Source organism: Xylanimonas allomyrinae (assembly GCF_004135345.1).
Taxonomy (GTDB): domain Bacteria; phylum Actinomycetota; class Actinomycetes; order Actinomycetales; family Cellulomonadaceae; genus Xylanimonas; species Xylanimonas allomyrinae.
The window spans coordinates 1,605,171-1,624,017 of record NZ_CP035495.1; the positions used below are offsets into that span (position 1 = coordinate 1,605,171).

Here is an 18,847-nt window from a genome sequence, read left to right on the forward strand (position 1 = left end):
CACGTCACGGCGCGCGTCCGGGCCCGCGCGGGGTGCGCCGCGCCGTCACCGGCTCGAGCGCGACGCCTCGTCGGCGACCTCGGCGGCGTGCATGAACGCCTCGAGCACCTCCTCGGGGCGCAGCTGGGTCTCGCCGCGGCCCAGAGGGTCGTCCTCGTCCGCGGCGATCGCCTTGACCTCGTCGTGGATGCGCTCCATCGAGCTGTCGAGCGACCACGCGACGTCCGCGGCGAGCTTGAGCGAGTCCGTGAGGTGACGCGGCACCTCCTTGCCGTACTTGTAGTAGATCTTGTGCTCCAGGCTCGCCCAGAAGTCCATGGCGATGGTCCGCAGCTGGATCTCGACGACGACGTCCTCGACCCGGTCGGACAGGTAGACCGGCACCTTGACGATCAGGTGCAGCGACTTGTACCCGTTGGCCTTCGGGTGGGCGATGTAGTCGCGCTCCTCGACGACGGTCAGGTCGCGCTGGGCGGCGAGCATGTCCTTCACCCGGTAGATGTCCGAGATGAAGCTGCACGTCACGCGCACGCCGGCGACGTCGTACATCTGGGAGCGGATGTCGTCGAGCGTGAGCGGGATCTGCTTGCGCTGCGCCTTGAGGACGATCGACTCGAACGACTTGAGGCGCGAACCCGTGTGCTCGATCGGGTTGTAGTCGTGGATGTGCCGGAACTCGTCGCGCAGGATGCCGATCTTGGTGTTGATCTCGTCGATGCCGAACTTGTACGACAGCATCAGCCGGCGCAGGTCGAGCATCAGGGCGCGCACCTGCGCGGGGTCGAGGGACGCAACGGACGGCAGCACGACAGGGTCGGTCACGACCCCACCGTAGGCCGCGCGGCTGACCGGACGCGTGCAACTGCCTGTGACGTGCGTTGTGATGGGACTCGTGCCCACCGCGCAGACCGTGACCGTGGACGGGCGCCGCGTCCGGCTCACCCACCTGGACAAGGTGCTCTACCCGGCCACGGGCACCACCAAGGGCGAGGTGCTCGACTACCTCGCCCGGATCGCCCCCGCGCTCCTGCCGCACGTGCGGCGCCGTCCCGCGACCCGCAAGCGCTGGCCCGACGGCGTCCAGGGCCAGGTGTTCTTCCAGAAGAACGCGGACGGCTCGACGCCGCCGTGGGTGCGCACGCACCGGCTGCGCCACCAGAGCTCGGCGAACGACTACGTGCTGGTCGACGACCTCGCGACGCTCACCTGGCTGGGCCAGACGGCCACGCTGGAGCTGCACGTCCCGCAGTGGCAGGTGGGCCGCACCGGCGCACCGCTGCCCCCGGACCGGCTGGTGCTCGACCTCGACCCGGGGCCGGGCGCGGGCCTGGCGGAGTGCGCCGAGGTCGCCCGCCTGGCCCTGCCGCTCCTGCGCGGCATGGGCCTGGAACCCCTGCCGGTCACGAGCGGCTCGAAGGGCCTGCACCTGTACGCGGCGCTCGACCTCGACCCCCACGCGGGCGCCACCCGGCCCGACGCCGCACGGCCGCCGTCGACCGAGCAGGTCTCGGCCGTCGCCCACGAGCTGGCCCGCTACCTCGAGGCCGACCACCCCGACCTCGTCGTCAGCGACATGCGCAAGTCCGTGCGCGCCGGCAAGGTGCTGGTCGACTGGTCGCAGAACAACGGCAGCAAGACCACCATCGCGCCCTACTCCCTGCGCGGCCTCGACCACCCCACGGTCGCCGCCCCCCGCACCTGGGCCGAGCTCGACGACCCCGGGCTGCGCCACCTCACGTTCGACGAGGTGCTCGCGCGCGTCGCACGCGACGGCGACCTGCTCGCCCCGCTCACCGCCGGGCACCTGGCCCAGCTCGAACCCACCCCGGCGCACCTGGCACGCTTCGAGCGCCTGGAGACCTACCACGCCAAGCGTGACCCCGACCGCACCCCGAGCCGTTCGAGCACGAGCCGTTCGAGCACGAGCCACCGCGGGCGCCGTCGTCCGCGGCGGAACCTCCGGGGGCAGGTGCGGCGGCGTCCGGCCCCTCCCCCTCGCGCCTCCAGGCGACCCCGCCCGTCCCCGGGGTGCCGCGCGGGCGCCGTCCTTCGTCATCCAGGAGCACCACGCCCGGCGCCTGCACTGGGACTTCCGCCTGGAGCACGACGGCGTGCTGGTGAGCTGGGCGCTGCCCAAGGGCGAGCCCACGGACCCCGCCCGCAACCACCTCGCCGTCCAGACCGAGGACCACCCGCTCGCCTACGGCACCTTCGAGGGGCGCATCCCCGCAGGCGAGTACGGGGCGGGCGAGGTGACGCTCTGGGACACCGGCACCTACGAGCCGGAGAAGTGGCGCGACGGCCGCGAGGTCATCGTGACGCTCCACGGCGACCGCCGCGGCACGCGCCGCCTCGCCCTGATCCGCACGGGCACCGGCACCCACTGGCTCATCCACCGCACCCAGCAGCAGCCTGCTCCCCCACCGGGGTCACCTCGGCACTTCGTCGTCGGCTCGTGCCCCCGGGCGCACGAGCCGACGACGAAGTGCCGACCAGCCAAGCCGCCGGCACCATGTCGTCGCGGCTGGAGCCCATGCTGGCGACCGGCGCCGGGCCCGTTGAGGTGCGGGGGCTGGAGGCGGACGCGCTCCTGCCCGAGCCGCGGTGGGCCTTCGAGATGAAGTGGGACGGCTACCGCACCCTGGCCGTCGTCGAGAGCGGGCCCGAGGGCAGGGCCGTGGCCCGCTTCCGGTCGCGCGGCGGGGTGGACCTCACGCCCACCTACCCTGAGCTGCAGGCCCTTGCCGGCCAGGTCCTGGGTGACCTGCCCGTGGTGCTCGACGGGGAGATCGTCGCCCTGGACGCGTCCGGCCGGCCCGACTTCCGGCGTCTGCAGCACCACGACTCGGCCGTCGAGCTCATCGTGTTCGACCTGCTGCAGGTCGGTGGCCGATCCTTGCTGCGCGCCCCCTACGACGAGCGCCGCGCACTGCTGGCGGACGTCCTCGACGCACGCCGCCCGATCCACCGGCCGCCCGCGTTCGACGGCGACCTCGGCGCCGCGCTCGCGACCTCGCAGCGGCTGCGGCTCGAAGGCGTCGTGGCCAAGCGCCGCGACTCGACCTACGAGCCGGGCCGCCGCTCGCGGCAGTGGCTCAAGCTCAAGCACACGCGCACGCAGGCCGTCCTGGTGGTCGGGTGGCGGCCGCTGCACGCGGGCGGGCCGCACGCGGACACCCTGCACGCCGGTGGCCTGCTCCTCGCGGTGCCGGGCCCGGACGGCGCGCTGCGCTACGTCGGCCGGGTCGGCACGGGCTTCACCGACGCGGACCGGCGCGCCGCAGCCGAGCGGCTGACGGCCGTGGAGCGCCCTTCTCCACCCGTGGACGGCGTGCCGCGCGCCGACGCCGCGGACGCCCGGTGGGTGACACCGCTGGTCGCAGAGGTCGAGTTCGCCGGCTGGACGGCCGACCCGGCGGCCGAGCCCGAGGCGCGGCTGCGGTCGGCGCGCTGGCGCGGCTGGCGCGACGACACCGCGCCGGGCGACGTCGTCCTCGAATGAGGCGGGGCCGGTGAGCCCGGGGGCGCCTACCGTGGACGCATGACGCCCTTCGCCGCGCACGTGTACGCCGACCGCCGCCGTCGGGCCGCCGCCCTCGCGGACGAGGCGGGGCTCGACGGGGTGGTGGTCACACCCGGACCCGACCTGACCTACTTCCTCGGCTACTCCTCGTCCACGACGTCGGAACGGCTCACGCTGCTGTTCATCCCGGCCTCGCCCGCCGGGGCCGAGCCGGACGGCATCGCCCAGGCCCTCGCCGTGGTGCCGCGGCTCGAGGAGCACGACCTGCTCCGCGGCGCCGTCGGGCCGGTGCAGGCGGTCGCGTGGTCCGACGGCGACGACGAGCACGCCGCGGCGGCCGGCCTGCTGCGACCGCGGGGCCGGTACGCGATCAGCGACGCCGCCTGGGCGCTGCACGTGCTGGGGCTGCAGCGCGCGCTGCCCGGCACCGGCTGGCTGCCGGTCACGCGGGCGCTGCCGATGCTGCGCGCGGTCAAGTCGCCTGAGGAGGTCGAGCGCCTGGCTGCCGCCGGGGCGGGTGCGGACGCCGTCTTCGACGAGATCGTGCAGCGCCGGTTCGCCGGGCGCCGCGAGCGCGACGTCGCGGACGACCTCGCGGCACTGCTGCGCGACCAGGGGCACGAGCAGGTCGACTTCACGCTCGTGTGCGCGGGAGCCAACGGCGCCGACCCGCACCACGACGCGGGTGACACCGTGATCCGCGAGGGAGACATGGTGGTGCTCGACTTCGGCGGGCTGGCCGACGGCTACGGCTCCGACACGACGCGCACGGTCCACGTGGGCGAGCCGGAGCCCGACGAGCGCGAGGTGCACGACGTCGTCCGGGCGGCGCAGGCGGCCGGGATCGCGGCCGTGCGCCCGGGGGCCACGTGCCAGGACGTCGACCGCGCGGCGCGGCGCGTCATCACGGACGCCGGGTTCGGCGAGCACTTCATCCACCGCACGGGCCACGGCATCGGCCTGACCACCCACGAGCCGCCCTACCTCGTCGAGGGCGAGGCCACGCCTCTCCGGGCCGGGATGTGCTTCTCGGTCGAGCCGGGCGTCTACCTGCCGGGCCGGTTCGGGGTGCGCATCGAGGACATCGTCGTGGCCTTCGACGCCGCCTCCCCGCAGGGTGCGCGGCGGCTCAACACCTCGCCGCGCGGCCTGCGGCTCGTCGAGTGAGCCGGCTGAGGGTCGCGGCGGGCGTGGCGCTGCTGGCCGCGACGCTCGGCGGGTGTACCGGTGGCGGCGCACCCGCGCCGCGGCCGACGGCGTCTGCTAGCGCCACGGTCCCCGCGGGCCCGGCGGCGCCCGGGTCCCCCGCCACCCCTGGGCACCCCGGCGCCGCCGCGAGCCCCGCGCCCACGCAGGATCTCGCGGCCGACGCGCTGCGCCTGGGTGTCACCGAGGGGCCGGTGACGCTGCTGATCGCGCTCCCGGGCGGCGACGTGCAGGACGCGCCCGCCCAGGTGGGCGCGTCGCACGACGGTGCGCTGCCGGTGACGCTCGACCCGGCGGGCATCGCTGGCGGGGTCGTGGGCGTGGACCTCGCGTCGGGCGGCACCCTGACGGCGTACCCGGACGGCGGCCTGGCAGTGCGCGACGCGGACGGCACGCTCGTGGGCGGCCTGAGCGCCCCGACCGGCGGGGGCCGCTTCACGGTCGTCTCCCCGGGGCGGGCGGAGCTGCGCTGGACGACGACGCCCGCCGCGCCGCAGGCCGTCGCGTTCTCGCTCGGGACGCGCGGCATCGTCTCGGCGACGTGGGGCGAGCGCGAGGGCGGCCGGTCGCTGGCCGTGGTGCCCACGGGCTGGGCACGTGACGCGGGCGATGCGGGCCGCGAGCTGGTGTGGGCCGAGGTGACGGCCGCGCAGCCCGAGGCCGACACGTCCGGGATGCGCGACCAGCTCACGTGCCATGCGATCGGCGCGCGCGACAAGGCGTCGTGGAACCTTGAGCCGTGGCGGCCGGACGTCGGTCTGCTCGCGGTGATGGCGGCGCGGTGCAACCCGTCGTGACGGCCCGGTCCCCGCGGGCGGCGCGGGCTCAGCCTGCGGTGTGCCCGGATCGCCAGTACCCGACGAAGTCGACGTGTGCCTTGGGCAGGCCACGCTCGGCCACGAGGTGCCTGCGCACGCCCGTGGCGAGCGCCGACTCCCCGACGGCGAACGCGTAGGCGGTGCCCGCGGGCAGGTCGGCCGCGCCGACGGCGTCGAGCGCGGCGAGGCCCGGCGCGAGGTGCGGGTCGCGGACCAGCCAGTGCAGGTCGACGCCGTCGGGGACGCGGAACTCCTGGGCGTCGTCGGGCGCGGGCACCTCGATGACGGCCAGGCCGCGCGCGTCGTCGGGCAGCGACTCGCACACGCCGGCCACGGCGGGCAGCCCGGTCTCGTCGGCGACCAGGAGCGTCCAGTCGTGCGTGTGGCGCGGGTGGTAGCCGACGCCCTGGTCGAGCAGGCCGACCTGGTCGCCCGGGCGGGCGGCAAGGGCCCACTCGACGGCGGGTCCGCTGTGCCCGTGCTCGTCGGTGTGGACGACGAAGTCCACGTCGATCTCGTGCAGGCCGGGGCGCGCGGCGCGCACGGTGTAGTTGCGCACCCAGGGGCGGCGCGCCTTGGGGGTGGCGAGGTACTGCGCGTACCAGAGCGCGGACGTCGCGGTCGGGAGCGCGAGGGCGTCCTGCCCGGCGCGTGGCAGGAAGAGGCGGAACCACTGGTCGAAGCCGGTGACCGTGAACCGCCGGAGGCCCTCGCCGCCGAGGGTCACGCGCAGCAGGTGCGAGCTGAGGCGTGTGGTGGCGACGACCTCGGCGAGCAGGACGTGGGGGTCGACGGCGGGACGTCCGCGATAGCTCATGGCCGAAGGTTAGGTGAGGCTTACCTCACCAGTCCAGGCGGTTCGTGCGAGACGATCCCGTTGACGCGCGGCGTCACGCGCCGCTCGAGCAGGAGCGCCGTGCCCGCGAGCGCCCCGCAGCCCGCGACGACGACGGCGATGAACCCGCCGGCGAGGTGGTGCTCGAGCAGGAAGCCCGCCACGACGGGCCCGGCGATGGTGCCCGCCTGGAAGGCGCCCGAGTTGACGGCGTTGTACCGCCCGCGCAGATGGTCGGGGGCCATGTCGTTGGTGATCGCGGGCAGCGCGGACTGCATCAGCGTCTCCCCCAGCCCGAACACGCCGTGGAACACCAGCACGCCCGCAGCGGCCGCGGCGCCGCCCGGCACCAGCCCCGTCGCCCCGAGGATCAGCCACGACAGCGCCCAGATGGCCGCCATCGCCACCAGCACCCGCGTGCGCCGTCGTCCGCGAGCGCGGTTCATGACCCAGAACTGCAGCAGGACGATGACGGCGGTGTTGACGACGAACGCGAAGCCGACCACGCGCGTGGACACCTGCGCGGCCTGCCGTGCGAACGCCGGGAACCCGCCCTCCATCTGCCCGTAGCCCACGAACGAGGCGAGCACGGCGAGCGCGGTCAGCCACAGCACCTCGGGGCGGCGCAGGATCGCGAGGTACCCGACGGTTCCCTCGGCCGCGTCGGCGGGGCGTTCGGCGCGGCCGTGCAGGTGCCGCAGCGGCCCGAGCAGCACCGCGACCGGGGCGAGGAACGTCGCAGCGTTGATGAGGAACGCGGCCACGAAGGTGCCGGGCCGCTCGACGTCGACCAGGAAGCCGCCGACGACGCCGCCCACGCCGATGCCGAGGTTGAGCAGGGCGAAGTTGACGCCGAAGTAGCGCTGCCGCAGCTCGCCGCGCACCACGGTGGCCACGAGCGCGTTGGACGCCGGCCATGCGACGCCCAGCTGGACGCCGAACAGGCACAGCCCGGCGGCGGCCACGACGGGCACGGTCGCGCACGCGAGCAGCACCAGCCCCCGATGCCCGCGGCGAGCCCCGCGAGCACGACGCGGCGCGCGCCGTAGCGGTCCACGAGCGCTCCGGCGGGCCCGGTCACGGCCAGTCCGACGACGGCAATCAGCCCCATGAGCGTGCCCGAGAGGCCGAGGGTGAACCCGCGCACCTCGTGCAGGTAGATGATCGTGAACGGCAGCGTGAGACCGCGCCCGAAGAACTGGACGACGACCGTCGTCAGCAGCCACCGCCCGTCGCGGGGCAGGGCGAACCAGAACGCGACTGCGCCGGAGCGCGCGGAGGTGGGCACGCACCGATCCTCGCCCGTGCCACCGGCTCAGGGCGAACGGATTCCGGCGGCGGCGGGCTGACGTGACGACCGGCACAAACCGGGACATGACACCCAGTCAGCATGCGTGACGCATCTCACGGCGATCCTGACCACGTGTTGTGATCTGGGTCATAGACGATCATTCAGTTTCGTGACGGTTTTCACGAGGTCCTAAACTCGCACGCCATGGCTGCCGTTACCCCCCGCCCCACGGACCAGGTCGACGTCGTCCTGATCGGCGGCGGCATCATGAGCGCGACCCTTGGCACGCTGCTGCAACAGCTCGAGCCGACGTGGACCATCCGCCTGTACGAGCGACTCGACGACGTCGCCCTCGAGTCGAGCAACCCGTGGAACAACGCCGGGACCGGGCACGCCGCACTGTGCGAGCTCAACTACACGCCCGAGCGCAAGGACGGCTCGATCGACGTCTCCAAGGCCGTCACGATCAACGAGCAGTTCGAGGTGTCGCGCGAGTACTGGCACCACCTGCTCACCGAGGGCGCGCTGACGGGCACCGACTTCCTCCAGCACACCCCGCACATGACGTTCGTGCGCGGCGCCGAGAACGTCGACTTCCTGCGGCGCCGCTTCGAGGCGCTCTCCGCACACCCGCTGTTCAAGGACATGGAGTTCTCGACCGACCGCGACCAGATCGCGCGGTGGGCCCCGCTCCTGGTCGAGGGCCGCGACGAGTCCGAGCCGGTCGCCGCGACCCGCAACGCGGCCGGCACCGACGTCGACTTCGGCGCCCTGACCCACCAGCTCGTCGACTCCCTGGTCGCCCGCGGCGCCGAGGTGCACCTTCAGCACGAGGTCACGAGCCTGCGCCGCACGCGCGACGGACGCTGGCGGCTCAAGGTCAAGGACCGCAGCTGGAACGCCGCGAACCGGACCCGCACCGTCAGCGCCCGCTTCGTCTTCGTCGGCGCGGGCGGCGGCGCGCTGCCGCTGCTCCAGTCGTCCGGCATCCCGGAGATCCGCGGCTTCGGCGGCTTCCCGATCTCGGGCGAGTTCCTGCGCACCTCCGACCCCGAGCTCGTGGCCCGCCACCACGCCAAGGTGTACGGCATGGCCGACGTCGGCGCTCCCCCCATGTCGGTGCCGCACCTGGACACGCGCGTCGTCGACGGCCGCCAGTACCTGCTGTTCGGCCCGTACGCCGGGTTCAGCCCCAAGTACCTCAAGCGGGGCAAGTACCTGGGCCTGGTGACGTCGCTGCGGCTGCACAACCTCACGTCGATGCTGGGCGCCGGCCTGCGCAACATCGACCTCACCCAGTACCTCGTCGGCGAGCTCGTCTCCCGCCCCGAGACCAAGTTCCGCACCCTGCAGGCCTTCTTCCCCCAGGCGCACCCCAAGGACTGGGAGCGCATCACGGCGGGTCAGCGCGTCCAGGTCATCAAGCGCGACAAGAACGGCAAGGGCGTGCTCGAGTTCGGCACCGAGGTGGTCGCCGCCGCCGACGGCTCGATCGCCGGCCTGCTCGGTGCGTCCCCGGGGGCCTCGACGGCCGTCTCGGCCATGGTCGAGCTGCTCGGCCGCTGCTTCCCGGCCAAGGCCGAGGCCTGGCGGCCGCTCCTCGCCCAGATGATGCCGAGTCTCGACGGCGTCCCGGCCGACACGGGCGGGCTCGCGAGCGAGTCCCACGCGGACGCCCACGGCCTGGTGCTCGACGCGGAGGCGTACGGGGCGTAGCCGCTGCCGCCGAGTTCGAGCACTCGTCGCGGCGTTCGAGCCCCCGGGCGCTCGAACTCGCCGCAGGTGCTCGAACTCGGCGGACCCGCCCCCTCACCCCAGCAGCGCGGCACGCGCCGCCGCGCGGATCGCCGCGGCCACCGCGTCGAGCACGGGCGTCCGCAGCGACCACTGCTGCCAGTGCAGCTCGACGTCCACGTGCGTGCCCGGGCCGAGGTCCACGAGCTCGCCCGCGGCCTCGGCGTCGTCGGCGTGCTCGGCGGGCAGCAGCCCCCACCCCAGCCCGAGCCGCACCGACCGTGCGTAGTCGGCCGACGACGGCACATAGTGCCGCGGCGGATCGACCGGGCCGCCCGCGCGCTCGCGCAGGTAGCGATCCTGCAAGTCGTCCTTGCGGTCGAACATCAGGACGGGCGCACCGGCCAGCGCGGCGGGCGTGACGCCGTCGGGGAACCAGCGCGCGGCGAACGCGGGGGTCGCGAACGGCCGGTAGCGCATCACGCCCAGCCGCACCGCGACGCACCCCTGCACCGGGGTGGCCTGCGTGGTCACGGCGGCCATGACCTCGCCCTGGCGCAGCAGCTCGGCCGAGTGGTCCTGGTCCTCGCGGTGGACGTCGAACACCGCCAGGTGCGCGACGTCGGCCAGCGCCCGCAGCGCCCACGTGTTGAGGCTGTCGCCGTTGATCGCGAGCGGCACGAGCGGCAGCCCGCCCGTGGCGGTGCGCGGCCGGGGCAGTCCCGTCTCGCGCACGACGGCGAGCACCTGCCGCGCGGAGCGCACGACGTCGGCGCCCGCCGTCGTCACCCCCACGGGCCGGGAGCGCCGCAGCAGCACCGTGCCCGCTGACGTCTCCAGGGCCTTGATGCGCTGGCTGACCGCGGACGGCGTGACGTGCAGGGCGCGCGCGGCGGCGTCGAAGGAGCCCTCGTCGACGACCGCGACGAGGGCCTCCAACTGGGCGAGCTCCATTCCTCGATCATAAGGAGAACTGTTGCCCCGGTAGAAACATTCGCTGGACTGCATTCGGGTGACGTCCTAGCGTCGCGTCGTGCTCACCTCCACCGTGCTCACCTCCACCGTGCTCACCTCCACCGCCGCGCTCGCCGGAGTCTCGGGCCTCGGGTTCGGCCTGTCCCTCATCGTCGCGATCGGCGCGCAGAACCTCCACGTGCTGCGCCAGGGGCTGCGCCGCGAGCACGTGGGCGCCGTCGTGACCGTGTGCGCGGCGTCCGACGTGGTGCTCATCGCGGCGGGCGTCGGCGGGGCGAGCGCGGCGCTGGCCGCGCTGCCGTGGCTCGGGACGGCGACACGCTGGGGCGGCGCGGTGTTCCTGCTCGCGTACGCCGCGATCGCGGCTCGGCGGGCGCTGCGATCGGGCGCCGCACTGCGCGCCGACGACGGCGGGCCACGCACCGGGCTCGCCCCCGTGCTCGCCACGACGGCGGCGCTCACGTGGCTCAACCCGCACGTCTACCTCGACACCGTCGTGCTCATGGGCTCGGTCGCCTCGGGGCACGGGGACGCCCGCTGGTGGTTCGCGGCCGGCGCGATGACCGCGAGCCTGGCCTGGTTCTCGGGTCTCGGCTACGGCGCGCGCCTGCTGCGCCCGCTGTTCGCGCGGCCCGCCTCGTGGCGGGTGCTCGACGCCGCGGTCGCGGCAGTCATGACGGCGATCGCGGCGGGCCTGCTGCTCGCGCCCGGTGCGCGGTGAGCGGCCCGTGATCCCCGCGACGCTCGCACCGATGCCCGGACGCCGGGGTGACGGGTTCCGCGTCAGGGAATGTCGCCGCAGGTCGGGACGGTCCGGGCCCCCAGAGGACGGGATCGGTGCCCCACGACCGAACGACGATCACGACAGCGGCCGCGGCGCCCGGTCGTGCCAGCCCCGGAGCTCTTCGGCGCGTCCTCCGGTCAACGCGAGGCAGACGAGACCTTTGCCGTTCGCGATCATGAAGTTGACCACGCCCGGCGTGGCGTGCTCCGCGGCGACGATCAGGTCGCCCTCGTTCTCTCGGTCTGCGTCATCGACGACGACAACCATCTCGCCGCGGCGGATGGCAGCGATCGCGTCGACCGCATCCGCCAGGTCGCCATCGTGCTGGTCACCCTCAAGGGTCACGCCGCTCGCGTGTGTCATCCGGAGGCCTCCGGTCGGTACATGTTGTCTCACTAGTTGCGGGCACTGTGATTGACATGTTGCGCATCTAGTCGCCGCGTGAGACGGTGGCAACACCCTCGCCCCCCGCTCGACGCCCCTCACCCGCACCAAGGAGGACTTGACATGTCCGAGAAGGAACCGAGGACCTGTCGAGCGTCTCTCAGGAGACGGGCCACAGAACTCGACGAAAAGACAACGAGGCTGGCAATCCTCGCTGCCCACCGCGCCGGAGAGTCCCGGAACCGATCAGCTCGGCCCGATAGATGATGTGTCATGGATAGTCGCACGATGTGAAGGAGCAGTTTCAAAGATGAACAAGCTGGTGTTGCTAGCACTCCGGGTGCCTCGCGTGATCATCGGGCTCTGGCTGGTCCTTGTGGCCGCCGCAGCACCTCTCGCGATTCACCTTGACGGCGCGCTTTCCGGCGGCGGGTTCACGAACCCGCGGGCCGAAGCACTTGTCGCGCAAGCGAGCATAGAAGACCACTTCGGCGATCAGCCCAACCAGTTCGCTGTCGTTGTCAGCGCAGACGCCGGCGTGAAGCCGGAGCTGATAGCAGAGCTGGCCGATGCACTGCACAGCGCCGGAGCCGAGACGACGGCGACTCCGCGCGACAACCCTTCATGGGTTTCCGAGGACGGAACGGCTGCCCTGATCGTCGCAGGGTTCGGCGGGAGCAACACCGCCGCCCAGAACCTGGCGCCCGTCCTCCAGGCAGACCTGGACCAGCGCGCCGGTGAGGGCGCGTCGGTGCATGTCACCGGACAGGCCGCTCTCGACTACCAGCTCAACTCGCTCTCGAAGGAGGACGCGACCAGGGCAGAGCTGATCGTCTTCCCGCTGCTCCTTGTCGTCCTTCTCCTCGTCTTCCGGTCGGTGGTCGCAACGCTGCTCCCGTTGCTGATGGCAGGGTCGGCGCTCGCTGTCGCAAGTGGCACCGGGTTCCTCCTGACTCAGGTCACCGAGATATCGAACCTGTATTCGAACATCGTTTCGATGATCGGCCTCGCGGTCGCGGTCGACTATTCGCTGTTCGTCATCACGAGATTCCGTGAGGAACTGGCGCAGGGGGCGGTCCGCGAAGAGGCGGTGCGAACGGCGATGGCCACGGCAGGGCACTCTGTCGTCTTCAGCGGCGTCGCAGTGGTTCTCGCCCTCGCCTCCTTGTTTGTACCGAACGCCATGGCCTTCACCAGCATCGCGCTGGGCGGCATCGTCGTCACGCTCGCTGCCATAGCCCTGACGATGACGGCACTGCCCGCGGTGCTCGTGCTGCTCGGCGAGCGGATCAACCGCTGGGCGCTCCCGCTCCCGCGACGCCTGGCCTCAAGGACCTCGCGACCGGACTCGCCGGCATTCGGGCGTCGTTACAGGGCCGGCGGCGTGGCCGCAATGGTGGCGATGCTCGCTGCGGCTCTTCCGCTGCTCGGCCTCACCGTGCAGTCTCCGGTGGCGAGCGCCACGATCCTCCCGGCCGAAGACCCTGCCCGAGCCGGCCTGGATGTCGTCGACACCAGGATCGGAAACGGGCAGCTCTTCCCGATCCAGGTCGTGCTCACCATTCCGGGCGGCACCTCGCACTCCGAGGCGATAGCCATCGCCTCCCGGGCGCAGACTCACCTGGAAGGCGAGGTCGGGGTTGCATCGGTGACCTCCGTAGCGTCTGCGGGCCTGCCGGACGAGCAGCTCGAGGCCGCGCTCTCCTCCACAGATCCTCCCGAGCAGCTCGCGAGCCTATGGCACGAGGACGACCAGCACATCACGACGCGGCTCCTGGTGGAGACCCGCAATGGCCCGGACTCCGTTCGCGCTCACGAGCTCGTGCGCGAGATTCGCGCAGATCTGCCGGCTCTGCTCGGCAATACGACGAGCATTGCCGTGTCCGGCGCCACGGCGCAGGGCCTCGACTTCGACGAGACGATCACGCGGTCCATCCCCGTCATTGCCGCACTGGTCTTTCTGTTGACATTCGTCATGCTGGCGATCGCGTTCCGCTCGCTCCTGCTCCCTCTGCTTGCTCTGCTCTTCAACGCACTCGTCGTCGGAGCGAGCCTCGGGCTGCTGACGCTCGTCCAGACCGCGACGAGCGATCTCCCGCTCAACTCCGTCACGCCGATACTCCTGTTCGCGGTCATGTTCGGCCTGAGCATGGACTACATGGTCATCATCATCGCTCGCATGGTTGAGACCTATCGGCAGGGCATGCCCTACAAGGTCTCCGTACGCACGGGGATGACCCGCACGCGCAGCATGATCAACAGCGCAGCCATCATCATGATCACCGTCTTCCTCGCATTCATGACAGGCCAGATCAGCATCGTCCGCGAGATCGGCCTGGGCCTGGCCATCGCCGTTGCTCTCGACGCGCTGGCAATCAGGATGCTTGTCATGCCCACGCTGCTCGTCCTGATCGGCCCGCGAGCCTTTGGACGGCACACGAGGGTCCTGGAGAGCGGCCCCTCGCCTTCGAGGGCGTAGTCCCCGGGTCCGTACGGCTCCGTCGCACTCTGGGCGGTGGCCGGCGGGTGCCGGCGTGCGGCGGTGCGACACCATCGGCGCGGGTCCACGGCCGGGCGGTGCGCTCGCCGTCGGACCGTCCGGTGGTGCGCTCCTTCGTCCACCGCCTCGAGCCAGACCACGCCGCCCCGCCCACCACGAGCGGCCACCGTCGCTGGTGTCGGCGCGTCGGTCAGAACTCGCTCACGGGTCTTCGCTTGGCGGCGAAGCGCCGCTCAAGCACGTCGTGGCTCTCGGAGTCGGCGAGATAGAGGCGCAACGACGAGACGAGGCCGTCGAGCTGCGAGTGCGCGAGCTGCGCGAGCGCTCCCGCGTTGATGGCGTGGTCGATCTCTTTGAGCACCGAGACGAGTGCACGGCCGGATTCGCTGAGCTCTATCGAGACCGCGCGGCGATCGACGGTGTCTTGCGTGCGGACGACGAGTCCGCGCCTCACGAGGGTGTCCACGATTCTGCTGGGACTTCCTGCTTCGCAGACGATGAGCCCCCCGAGCTCCTTGAGCGTGATGGGGCCGAACTCTCGGAGGACGAGGATGATCTCCGCTTGTGACGCCGTCAGCTTCAGGTCTGCCAGGCGGCGGTTGACTTCCCTGCTGCCTTCCCGTTGCGCGGCAAGCACCAGATAGCGGAGCTCCGAAGGCGCCAGCCTCGACTCCGTGTCAGGGGTCAACGACGCGGACATGGGTTGCTCCTGTACTCCCGGCTTCGCCTGCACTTACATGCAACGTCATCATATGTCTCTTCGCCATTATGGGAGCGCCCGGCCCGGCGGTCGCCCTGACGCGAGCCCGTGACCTGCACCTCTGCGAGACGGGACCTAGCGCAGCCGAGCCTCGACCGCCGCGATCGTGGTGTCGAGCGCGGGCGTCGCGACGCCGTGGCTGCGGCCCCGCCGCTGCACCGCGCCACCGATCGCGTCCAGCTCACCGGCCCGCCCGGCCTCGACGTCGGCCTGGAGCGAGGAGCGCATGGTCGGCGGGAGCCCCGCGAGGATGGCGTGCAGGTCCTGCGCCGTCGTCGGCACGCCCTCGGCGGACGCGACGGCGGCGACCTCCGCGAGCAGGGCCTGTGCGCCCGCGGGGTCGCGGTCGAGCGCCTCGCCCAGGCCGGCGTCCCACCGTGAGGTGAGCAGCGCCATCGGAGCGAGGAACCGCAGCTTGAGCCACAGCACCTGTGCCTGCGTGCCGTCCACGACGACGTCGGCGGCCGTGTCGCGCAGCGCACGGACGCTGGCGAGGCCGGCGGCGTCGGCCGGGGCCACGACGCGCAGGAGCCGGCCGCGGTGGCGGACCGTCAGAGGTCCGTCGCGACCGGCCGACGTGCGCAGCGTCTCCCCGGCGATCGTGCCGGCCACGACGCGCGTGCCGGGCAGCGCGGCGCGCAGCGCGTCGAGGTGCTCGACGCCGTTGAGCAGCGACAGCACCTCGGCGGGCGCCGCGGCGGCCAGCAGGGCCGCCGCGGCCTCCAGGCCCTCGGCCTTGACGGCCACGATCACGCAGGCGCCGTGCGGCACCTGGGCCGCCGCGGCCGGTTGCGCCGTCCAGGAGCCGACGAGGTCCGACTCGACGGCGATGCCGTGCGCGGCCACCTGCGCGACGCTGCCCGCACGCCCGACGACGGTGACCGGGTGACCGGCCCGCTCCAGCAGCGCGGCGACGAGGCCGCCGATCGCGCCGGGCCCGAGGACGACGAGCGGTGCGTCAGTGCGAGGCATGCCCCGCATCCTGGCACAGCACGTCACAGCACGTCACAGCACGTCACAGCGCTTGGACGATCTTCTCCACCTGATCCTTGGCGTCGCCGAACAGCATCTGGGTGTTGTCGCGGAAGAACAGCGGGTTCTGCACGCCCGCATACCCGGTGGCCATCGAGCGCTTGAACACGATGACCTCCTTCGCGTGCCAGACCTCCAGGACGGGCATGCCCGCGATGGGCGAGCCCGGGTCCTCGAGCGCGGCCGGGTTGACGGTGTCGTTCGCGCCGATGACCAGGACGACGTCGGTGTCCGCGAAGTCGTCGTTGATCTCGTCCATCTCGAGCACGATGTCGTAGGGCACCTTGGCCTCGGCCAGCAGCACGTTCATGTGCCCGGGCAGGCGCCCCGCGACGGGGTGCACGCCGAACCGCACGGTCACCCCGTGCCCGCGCAGCCGCGAGACGAGCTCGGCCACGGGGTACTGCGCCTTGGCGACGGCCATGCCGTAGCCCGGCGTGATGACCACGGACTTCGCCGACCGCAGCAGGTCCGCGACGCCGTCGGCCAGGATCTCGCGGTGCTCGCCGTAGTCGGCCCCGGCACCCGACGACGGCGTGGCGCCGCCGTCGGCGCCGAACCCGCCGAGGATCACCGAGATGAACGAGCGGTTCATGGCCTTGCACATGATGTAGCTGAGGATGGCACCCGAGGAGCCGACGAGGGCACCGGTGACGATGAGCAGGTCGTTGCCGAGCATGAAGCCGGCCGCGGCCGCGGCCCATCCGGAGTAGGAGTTGAGCATCGACACGACGACGGGCATGTCGCCGCCGCCGATCGCGGCGACCAGGTGGAACCCGAGCAGCAGCGCGACGGCGGTCATGATCCCGAGCGGGAGCAGACCGGACGACGGCGCGACCACGAACCACACCATGAGCCCGAGCGAGGCGACCAGGGCGCCGAGGTTGAGCCAGTTGCGCCCCGGGATCGTCAGGGGCGCCGACCGCATCTTCGCGCTGAGCTTGAGGTAGGCGACGATCGACCCGGTGAAGGTCACGGCACCGATGAGCACGCCGAGGAACACCTCGACCAGGTGCACGGCACCGCCCGCGCCGGCGTGCACGCGCTCGGTGAGGTAGGAGTCGAAGCCGACGGCGACGGCCGCCAGACCCACGAACGAGTGCAGGATCGCGATGAGCTCGGGCATCTGCGTCATCTCGACGCTGCGGGCACGCCACGCGCCGACGCCCGCGCCGATGAGCAGCACGACGACGATGAGCGAGAGCGTCACGGCGACGGGGCGCTGCGACTGGTCGGCGGCGAGCAGCACGGTCGCGACGAGCGCCAGGCCCATGCCGACCATGCCGAGCGTGACGCCGCGGCGGGCCGAGGTCTGCTTGGCGAGACCGGCCAGGGACAGGATGAACAGGACGGCCGCGACGACGTACGCGGCCTGGGCGAGCTGGGTCAGCACGTGGTCACGCGTCCTTCCGGAACATGGCGATCATCCGGCGCGAGACCAGGAAGCCACCGAAGATGTTGATGCTCGCCACGGTCGCGGCGACGAACGCCAGGATCGTGACCACGAGGTTGTCGTTGCCGAGCTGCAGCAGCGCGCCGACCAGGATGATGCCCGAGATGGCGTTGGTCTGTGCCATGAGCGGCGTGTGCAGCGAGTGGCTGACGTTCGAGATGACGTAGAAGCCGATGACCACGGCGAGCGCGAACACGGTGAAGTGGCCGCGGAACGTCTCGGGCCCGTAGGTGAGCCCGAGGATGACGAGCACCGCGGCGAGCGCCCCGCCGAACGTCAGCCGCTGCGTGCGCAGCCGGGCCTTGGCCTGGGCCGTCTCGGCGGCGGCCGCGAGATCGGCCGCGTGCTGCTGGGGCGTCGGGGCGGGCGCGGCACCGGCCGGGGCCGATCCCGCCGAGACGCTCACGGGCGGCGGCGGCCAGAGGATCTCCCCCGCCCGTGCGACGGTCATGCCGCGCTGCACCGCGTCGTCGAGGTCGAGCACGAGCTCGCCGTCCTTGCCGGGCGTCAGCAGCGCGAGCAGGTTGACGATGTTGGTGCCGTACAGCTGCGACGTCTGCGCGGGCATGCGGCCGGGCAGGTCGGTGTAGCCGAGCACGACGACACCGTTGTCGGTGACGACGCGCTGCCCCGGCACGGTGGCCTCGGCGTTGCCGCCGCCCGACGCCGCGAGGTCGACGATGACCGAGCCCGGCTTCATCGCCGCGATCATCTCGCTCGTCAGCGTGCGCGGGGCCGTGCCGCGCACGAGCGCCGTCGTGATGACGATGTCGGCCCGTGCGGACTCCTCGGCGTACATGCGTGCCGTCGCGGCTTCCTGGTCGGCCGTGAGCTCGCGCGCGTAGCCGTCGGAGCTGACCTCCTGCTGCGCGGCCTCGGCCTGCACGAACGTCGCGCCCATGGACTCGATCTGCTCGCCCGCCTCGGGGCGCACGTCGAACGCGCGCACGTCGGCGCCGAGGCTCGACGCGGTGCCGATCGCGGCCAGGCCGGCGACGCCGCCGCCGATGACGAACACGGTGGCCGGCGGCGTCTTGCCCGCGGCGGTCACCTGCCCGGTGAACATGCCCTGGAACTCGGCCGCCGCCTCGATGACGGCCCGGTAGCCCGAGACGTTGGACATCGTGGAGAGCGTGTCGAGCGCCTGGGCGCGCGAGATGCGCGGCACGGCGTCGAGCGCCATCGCGGTGATGCCGCGCGCCCGGTAGTCGTCGACCCGCTCGGGGTGGGTGCCCGGGAAGAGCTGTGCGATGAGCACGGCCCCGGGACGCAGCAGTGCGAGCCGGTCGTCCGCGGGGGCGTCCACGGCCACGACGACGTCGCTGCCCCAGACCTCCTCGGTGCTGCCGGTCGCGGCGCCGGCCTCGACGAACGCGTCGTCCGAGAAGTTGGCCGCGGCTCCGGCGTCGTGCTCGACGACGACGTCGTACCCGAGCTTCCGGAGCTTCGCGACGGTTGCGGGGGTCGCGGCCACGAGCCGCTGACCTTCCCCGGACTCCCGGGGCACGCCGATGCGCATGGGACCTCCACAGGTCGGTAGGGACGAGACGCA

The 18,847-nt window shown here is 72.6% G+C and carries 15 protein-coding genes and 2 pseudogenes; 8 read left to right on the forward strand and 9 right to left on the reverse strand.

Going from position 1 to position 18,847, the window contains the following annotated elements; translation table 11 throughout:
• Window positions 1-45 precede the first annotated feature (45 nt).
• A complete protein-coding gene (locus ET495_RS07350; RefSeq protein WP_129205933.1) occupies window positions 46-759 on the reverse strand; it encodes a GTP pyrophosphokinase in 714 nt (237 codons plus the stop codon).
• 124 nt (window positions 760-883) lie between these two features.
• Here ET495_RS07350 and ligD point away from each other — a divergent pair.
• The 5 genes and pseudogenes from ligD to ET495_RS18575 form a co-directional block, all read left to right on the forward strand.
• Window positions 884-1,720, forward strand: a pseudogene (gene ligD / locus ET495_RS18560) (non-homologous end-joining DNA ligase); the annotation flags it as partial.
• Between the two features lie 154 nt (window positions 1,721-1,874).
• A complete protein-coding gene (locus ET495_RS18565; protein WP_245993417.1) occupies window positions 1,875-2,621 on the forward strand; it encodes a DNA polymerase ligase N-terminal domain-containing protein in 747 nt (248 codons plus the stop codon).
• Between the two features lie 29 nt (window positions 2,622-2,650).
• Window positions 2,651-3,502 (forward strand): annotated as a pseudogene (locus tag ET495_RS18570) (ATP dependent DNA ligase); the annotation flags it as partial.
• A gap of 39 nt (window positions 3,503-3,541) precedes the next feature.
• The gene (locus ET495_RS07360; protein ID WP_129203862.1) at window positions 3,542-4,690 is read left to right on the forward strand and encodes a M24 family metallopeptidase; all 1,149 of its coding nucleotides are present in this window, start codon (window positions 3,542-3,544) and stop codon (window positions 4,688-4,690) included.
• The gene (locus ET495_RS18575) at window positions 4,687-5,526 is read left to right on the forward strand and encodes a DUF2599 domain-containing protein (protein ID WP_245993363.1); all 840 of its coding nucleotides are present in this window, start codon (window positions 4,687-4,689) and stop codon (window positions 5,524-5,526) included. The genes ET495_RS07360 and ET495_RS18575 overlap by 4 nt, the downstream gene beginning before the upstream one ends.
• A gap of 28 nt (window positions 5,527-5,554) precedes the next feature.
• Here ET495_RS18575 and ET495_RS07370 read toward each other — a convergent pair whose 3' ends face one another.
• Both ET495_RS07370 and ET495_RS07375 read right to left on the reverse strand, forming a co-directional pair.
• Window positions 5,555-6,364 carry a siderophore-interacting protein gene (locus tag ET495_RS07370; protein WP_129203865.1) on the reverse strand — a complete coding sequence of 270 codons (810 nt, stop codon included), beginning with the start codon at window positions 6,362-6,364 and terminating at the stop codon, window positions 5,555-5,557.
• Window positions 6,365-6,384: 20 nt separating this feature from the next.
• Window positions 6,385-7,377, reverse strand: a complete 993-nt coding sequence (locus ET495_RS07375) for an MFS transporter (RefSeq protein WP_342770156.1) — start codon at window positions 7,375-7,377, stop codon at window positions 6,385-6,387.
• A 500-nt stretch (window positions 7,378-7,877) separates the two neighbouring features.
• On the opposite strand from ET495_RS07375, the gene mqo reads away from it, so the two are divergent.
• Window positions 7,878-9,389: a malate dehydrogenase (quinone) gene (gene mqo, locus ET495_RS07380; protein ID WP_129203867.1), complete on the forward strand. Its 1,512-nt coding sequence runs from the start codon at window positions 7,878-7,880 to the stop codon at window positions 9,387-9,389.
• Between the two features lie 93 nt (window positions 9,390-9,482).
• On the opposite strand, the gene ET495_RS07385 is transcribed toward mqo, so the two are convergent.
• On the reverse strand, window positions 9,483-10,361 hold the full coding sequence (locus tag ET495_RS07385) for a LysR family transcriptional regulator ArgP (RefSeq protein WP_129203869.1): 879 nt from the start codon (window positions 10,359-10,361) through the stop codon (window positions 9,483-9,485).
• Window positions 10,362-10,440: 79 nt separating this feature from the next.
• On the opposite strand from ET495_RS07385, the gene ET495_RS07390 reads away from it, so the two are divergent.
• Window positions 10,441-11,103 carry a LysE/ArgO family amino acid transporter gene (locus ET495_RS07390; protein WP_245993364.1) on the forward strand — a complete coding sequence of 221 codons (663 nt, stop codon included), beginning with the start codon at window positions 10,441-10,443 and terminating at the stop codon, window positions 11,101-11,103.
• A 138-nt stretch (window positions 11,104-11,241) separates the two neighbouring features.
• Here ET495_RS07390 and ET495_RS07395 read toward each other — a convergent pair whose 3' ends face one another.
• Window positions 11,242-11,529 carry a 3,4-dihydroxy-2-butanone-4-phosphate synthase gene (locus ET495_RS07395; protein WP_129203871.1) on the reverse strand — a complete coding sequence of 96 codons (288 nt, stop codon included), beginning with the start codon at window positions 11,527-11,529 and terminating at the stop codon, window positions 11,242-11,244.
• Between the two features lie 331 nt (window positions 11,530-11,860).
• Here ET495_RS07395 and ET495_RS07400 point away from each other — a divergent pair, with 331 nt between their 5' ends.
• Entirely contained in the window at window positions 11,861-14,029 is a 2,169-nt protein-coding gene (locus ET495_RS07400) for an MMPL family transporter (protein ID WP_129203873.1), read from the forward strand.
• Window positions 14,030-14,240: 211 nt separating this feature from the next.
• Here the strand turns inward: ET495_RS07400 and ET495_RS07405 are convergent, their stop codons facing one another.
• From ET495_RS07405 to ET495_RS07420, 4 genes are all read right to left on the reverse strand, one after another.
• A complete protein-coding gene (locus ET495_RS07405; protein WP_129203875.1) occupies window positions 14,241-14,750 on the reverse strand; it encodes a MarR family winged helix-turn-helix transcriptional regulator in 510 nt (169 codons plus the stop codon).
• A gap of 135 nt (window positions 14,751-14,885) precedes the next feature.
• Entirely contained in the window at window positions 14,886-15,782 is an 897-nt protein-coding gene (locus tag ET495_RS07410) for a ketopantoate reductase family protein (RefSeq protein ID WP_245993365.1), read from the reverse strand.
• 43 nt (window positions 15,783-15,825) lie between these two features.
• Entirely contained in the window at window positions 15,826-17,235 is a 1,410-nt protein-coding gene (gene pntB, locus ET495_RS07415) for a Re/Si-specific NAD(P)(+) transhydrogenase subunit beta (protein ID WP_129203879.1), read from the reverse strand.
• Window positions 17,236-17,239: 4 nt separating this feature from the next.
• Window positions 17,240-18,814: a Re/Si-specific NAD(P)(+) transhydrogenase subunit alpha gene (locus tag ET495_RS07420; protein ID WP_129203881.1), complete on the reverse strand. Its 1,575-nt coding sequence runs from the start codon at window positions 18,812-18,814 to the stop codon at window positions 17,240-17,242.
• Window positions 18,815-18,847: the final 33 nt, after the last annotated feature.

Coding starts and splice junctions, on each gene's coding strand:
- ET495_RS07350 (WP_129205933.1), bottom strand. CDS start 759: ATGCTCGACCTGCGCCGGCTGATGCTGTCGTACAAGTTCGGCATCGAC.
- ET495_RS07360 (WP_129203862.1), top strand. CDS start 3,542: ATGACGCCCTTCGCCGCGCACGTGTACGCCGACCGCCGCCGTCGGGCC.
- ET495_RS07370 (WP_129203865.1), bottom strand. CDS start 6,364: ATGAGCTATCGCGGACGTCCCGCCGTCGACCCCCACGTCCTGCTCGCC.
- mqo (WP_129203867.1), top strand. CDS start 7,878: ATGGCTGCCGTTACCCCCCGCCCCACGGACCAGGTCGACGTCGTCCTG.
- ET495_RS07385 (WP_129203869.1), bottom strand. CDS start 10,361: ATGGAGCTCGCCCAGTTGGAGGCCCTCGTCGCGGTCGTCGACGAGGGC.
- ET495_RS07395 (WP_129203871.1), bottom strand. CDS start 11,529: ATGACACACGCGAGCGGCGTGACCCTTGAGGGTGACCAGCACGATGGC.
- ET495_RS07400 (WP_129203873.1), top strand. CDS start 11,861: ATGAACAAGCTGGTGTTGCTAGCACTCCGGGTGCCTCGCGTGATCATC.
- ET495_RS07405 (WP_129203875.1), bottom strand. CDS start 14,750: ATGTCCGCGTCGTTGACCCCTGACACGGAGTCGAGGCTGGCGCCTTCG.
- ET495_RS07410 (WP_245993365.1), bottom strand. CDS start 15,782: ATGCCTCGCACTGACGCACCGCTCGTCGTCCTCGGGCCCGGCGCGATC.
- ET495_RS07420 (WP_129203881.1), bottom strand. CDS start 18,814: ATGCGCATCGGCGTGCCCCGGGAGTCCGGGGAAGGTCAGCGGCTCGTG.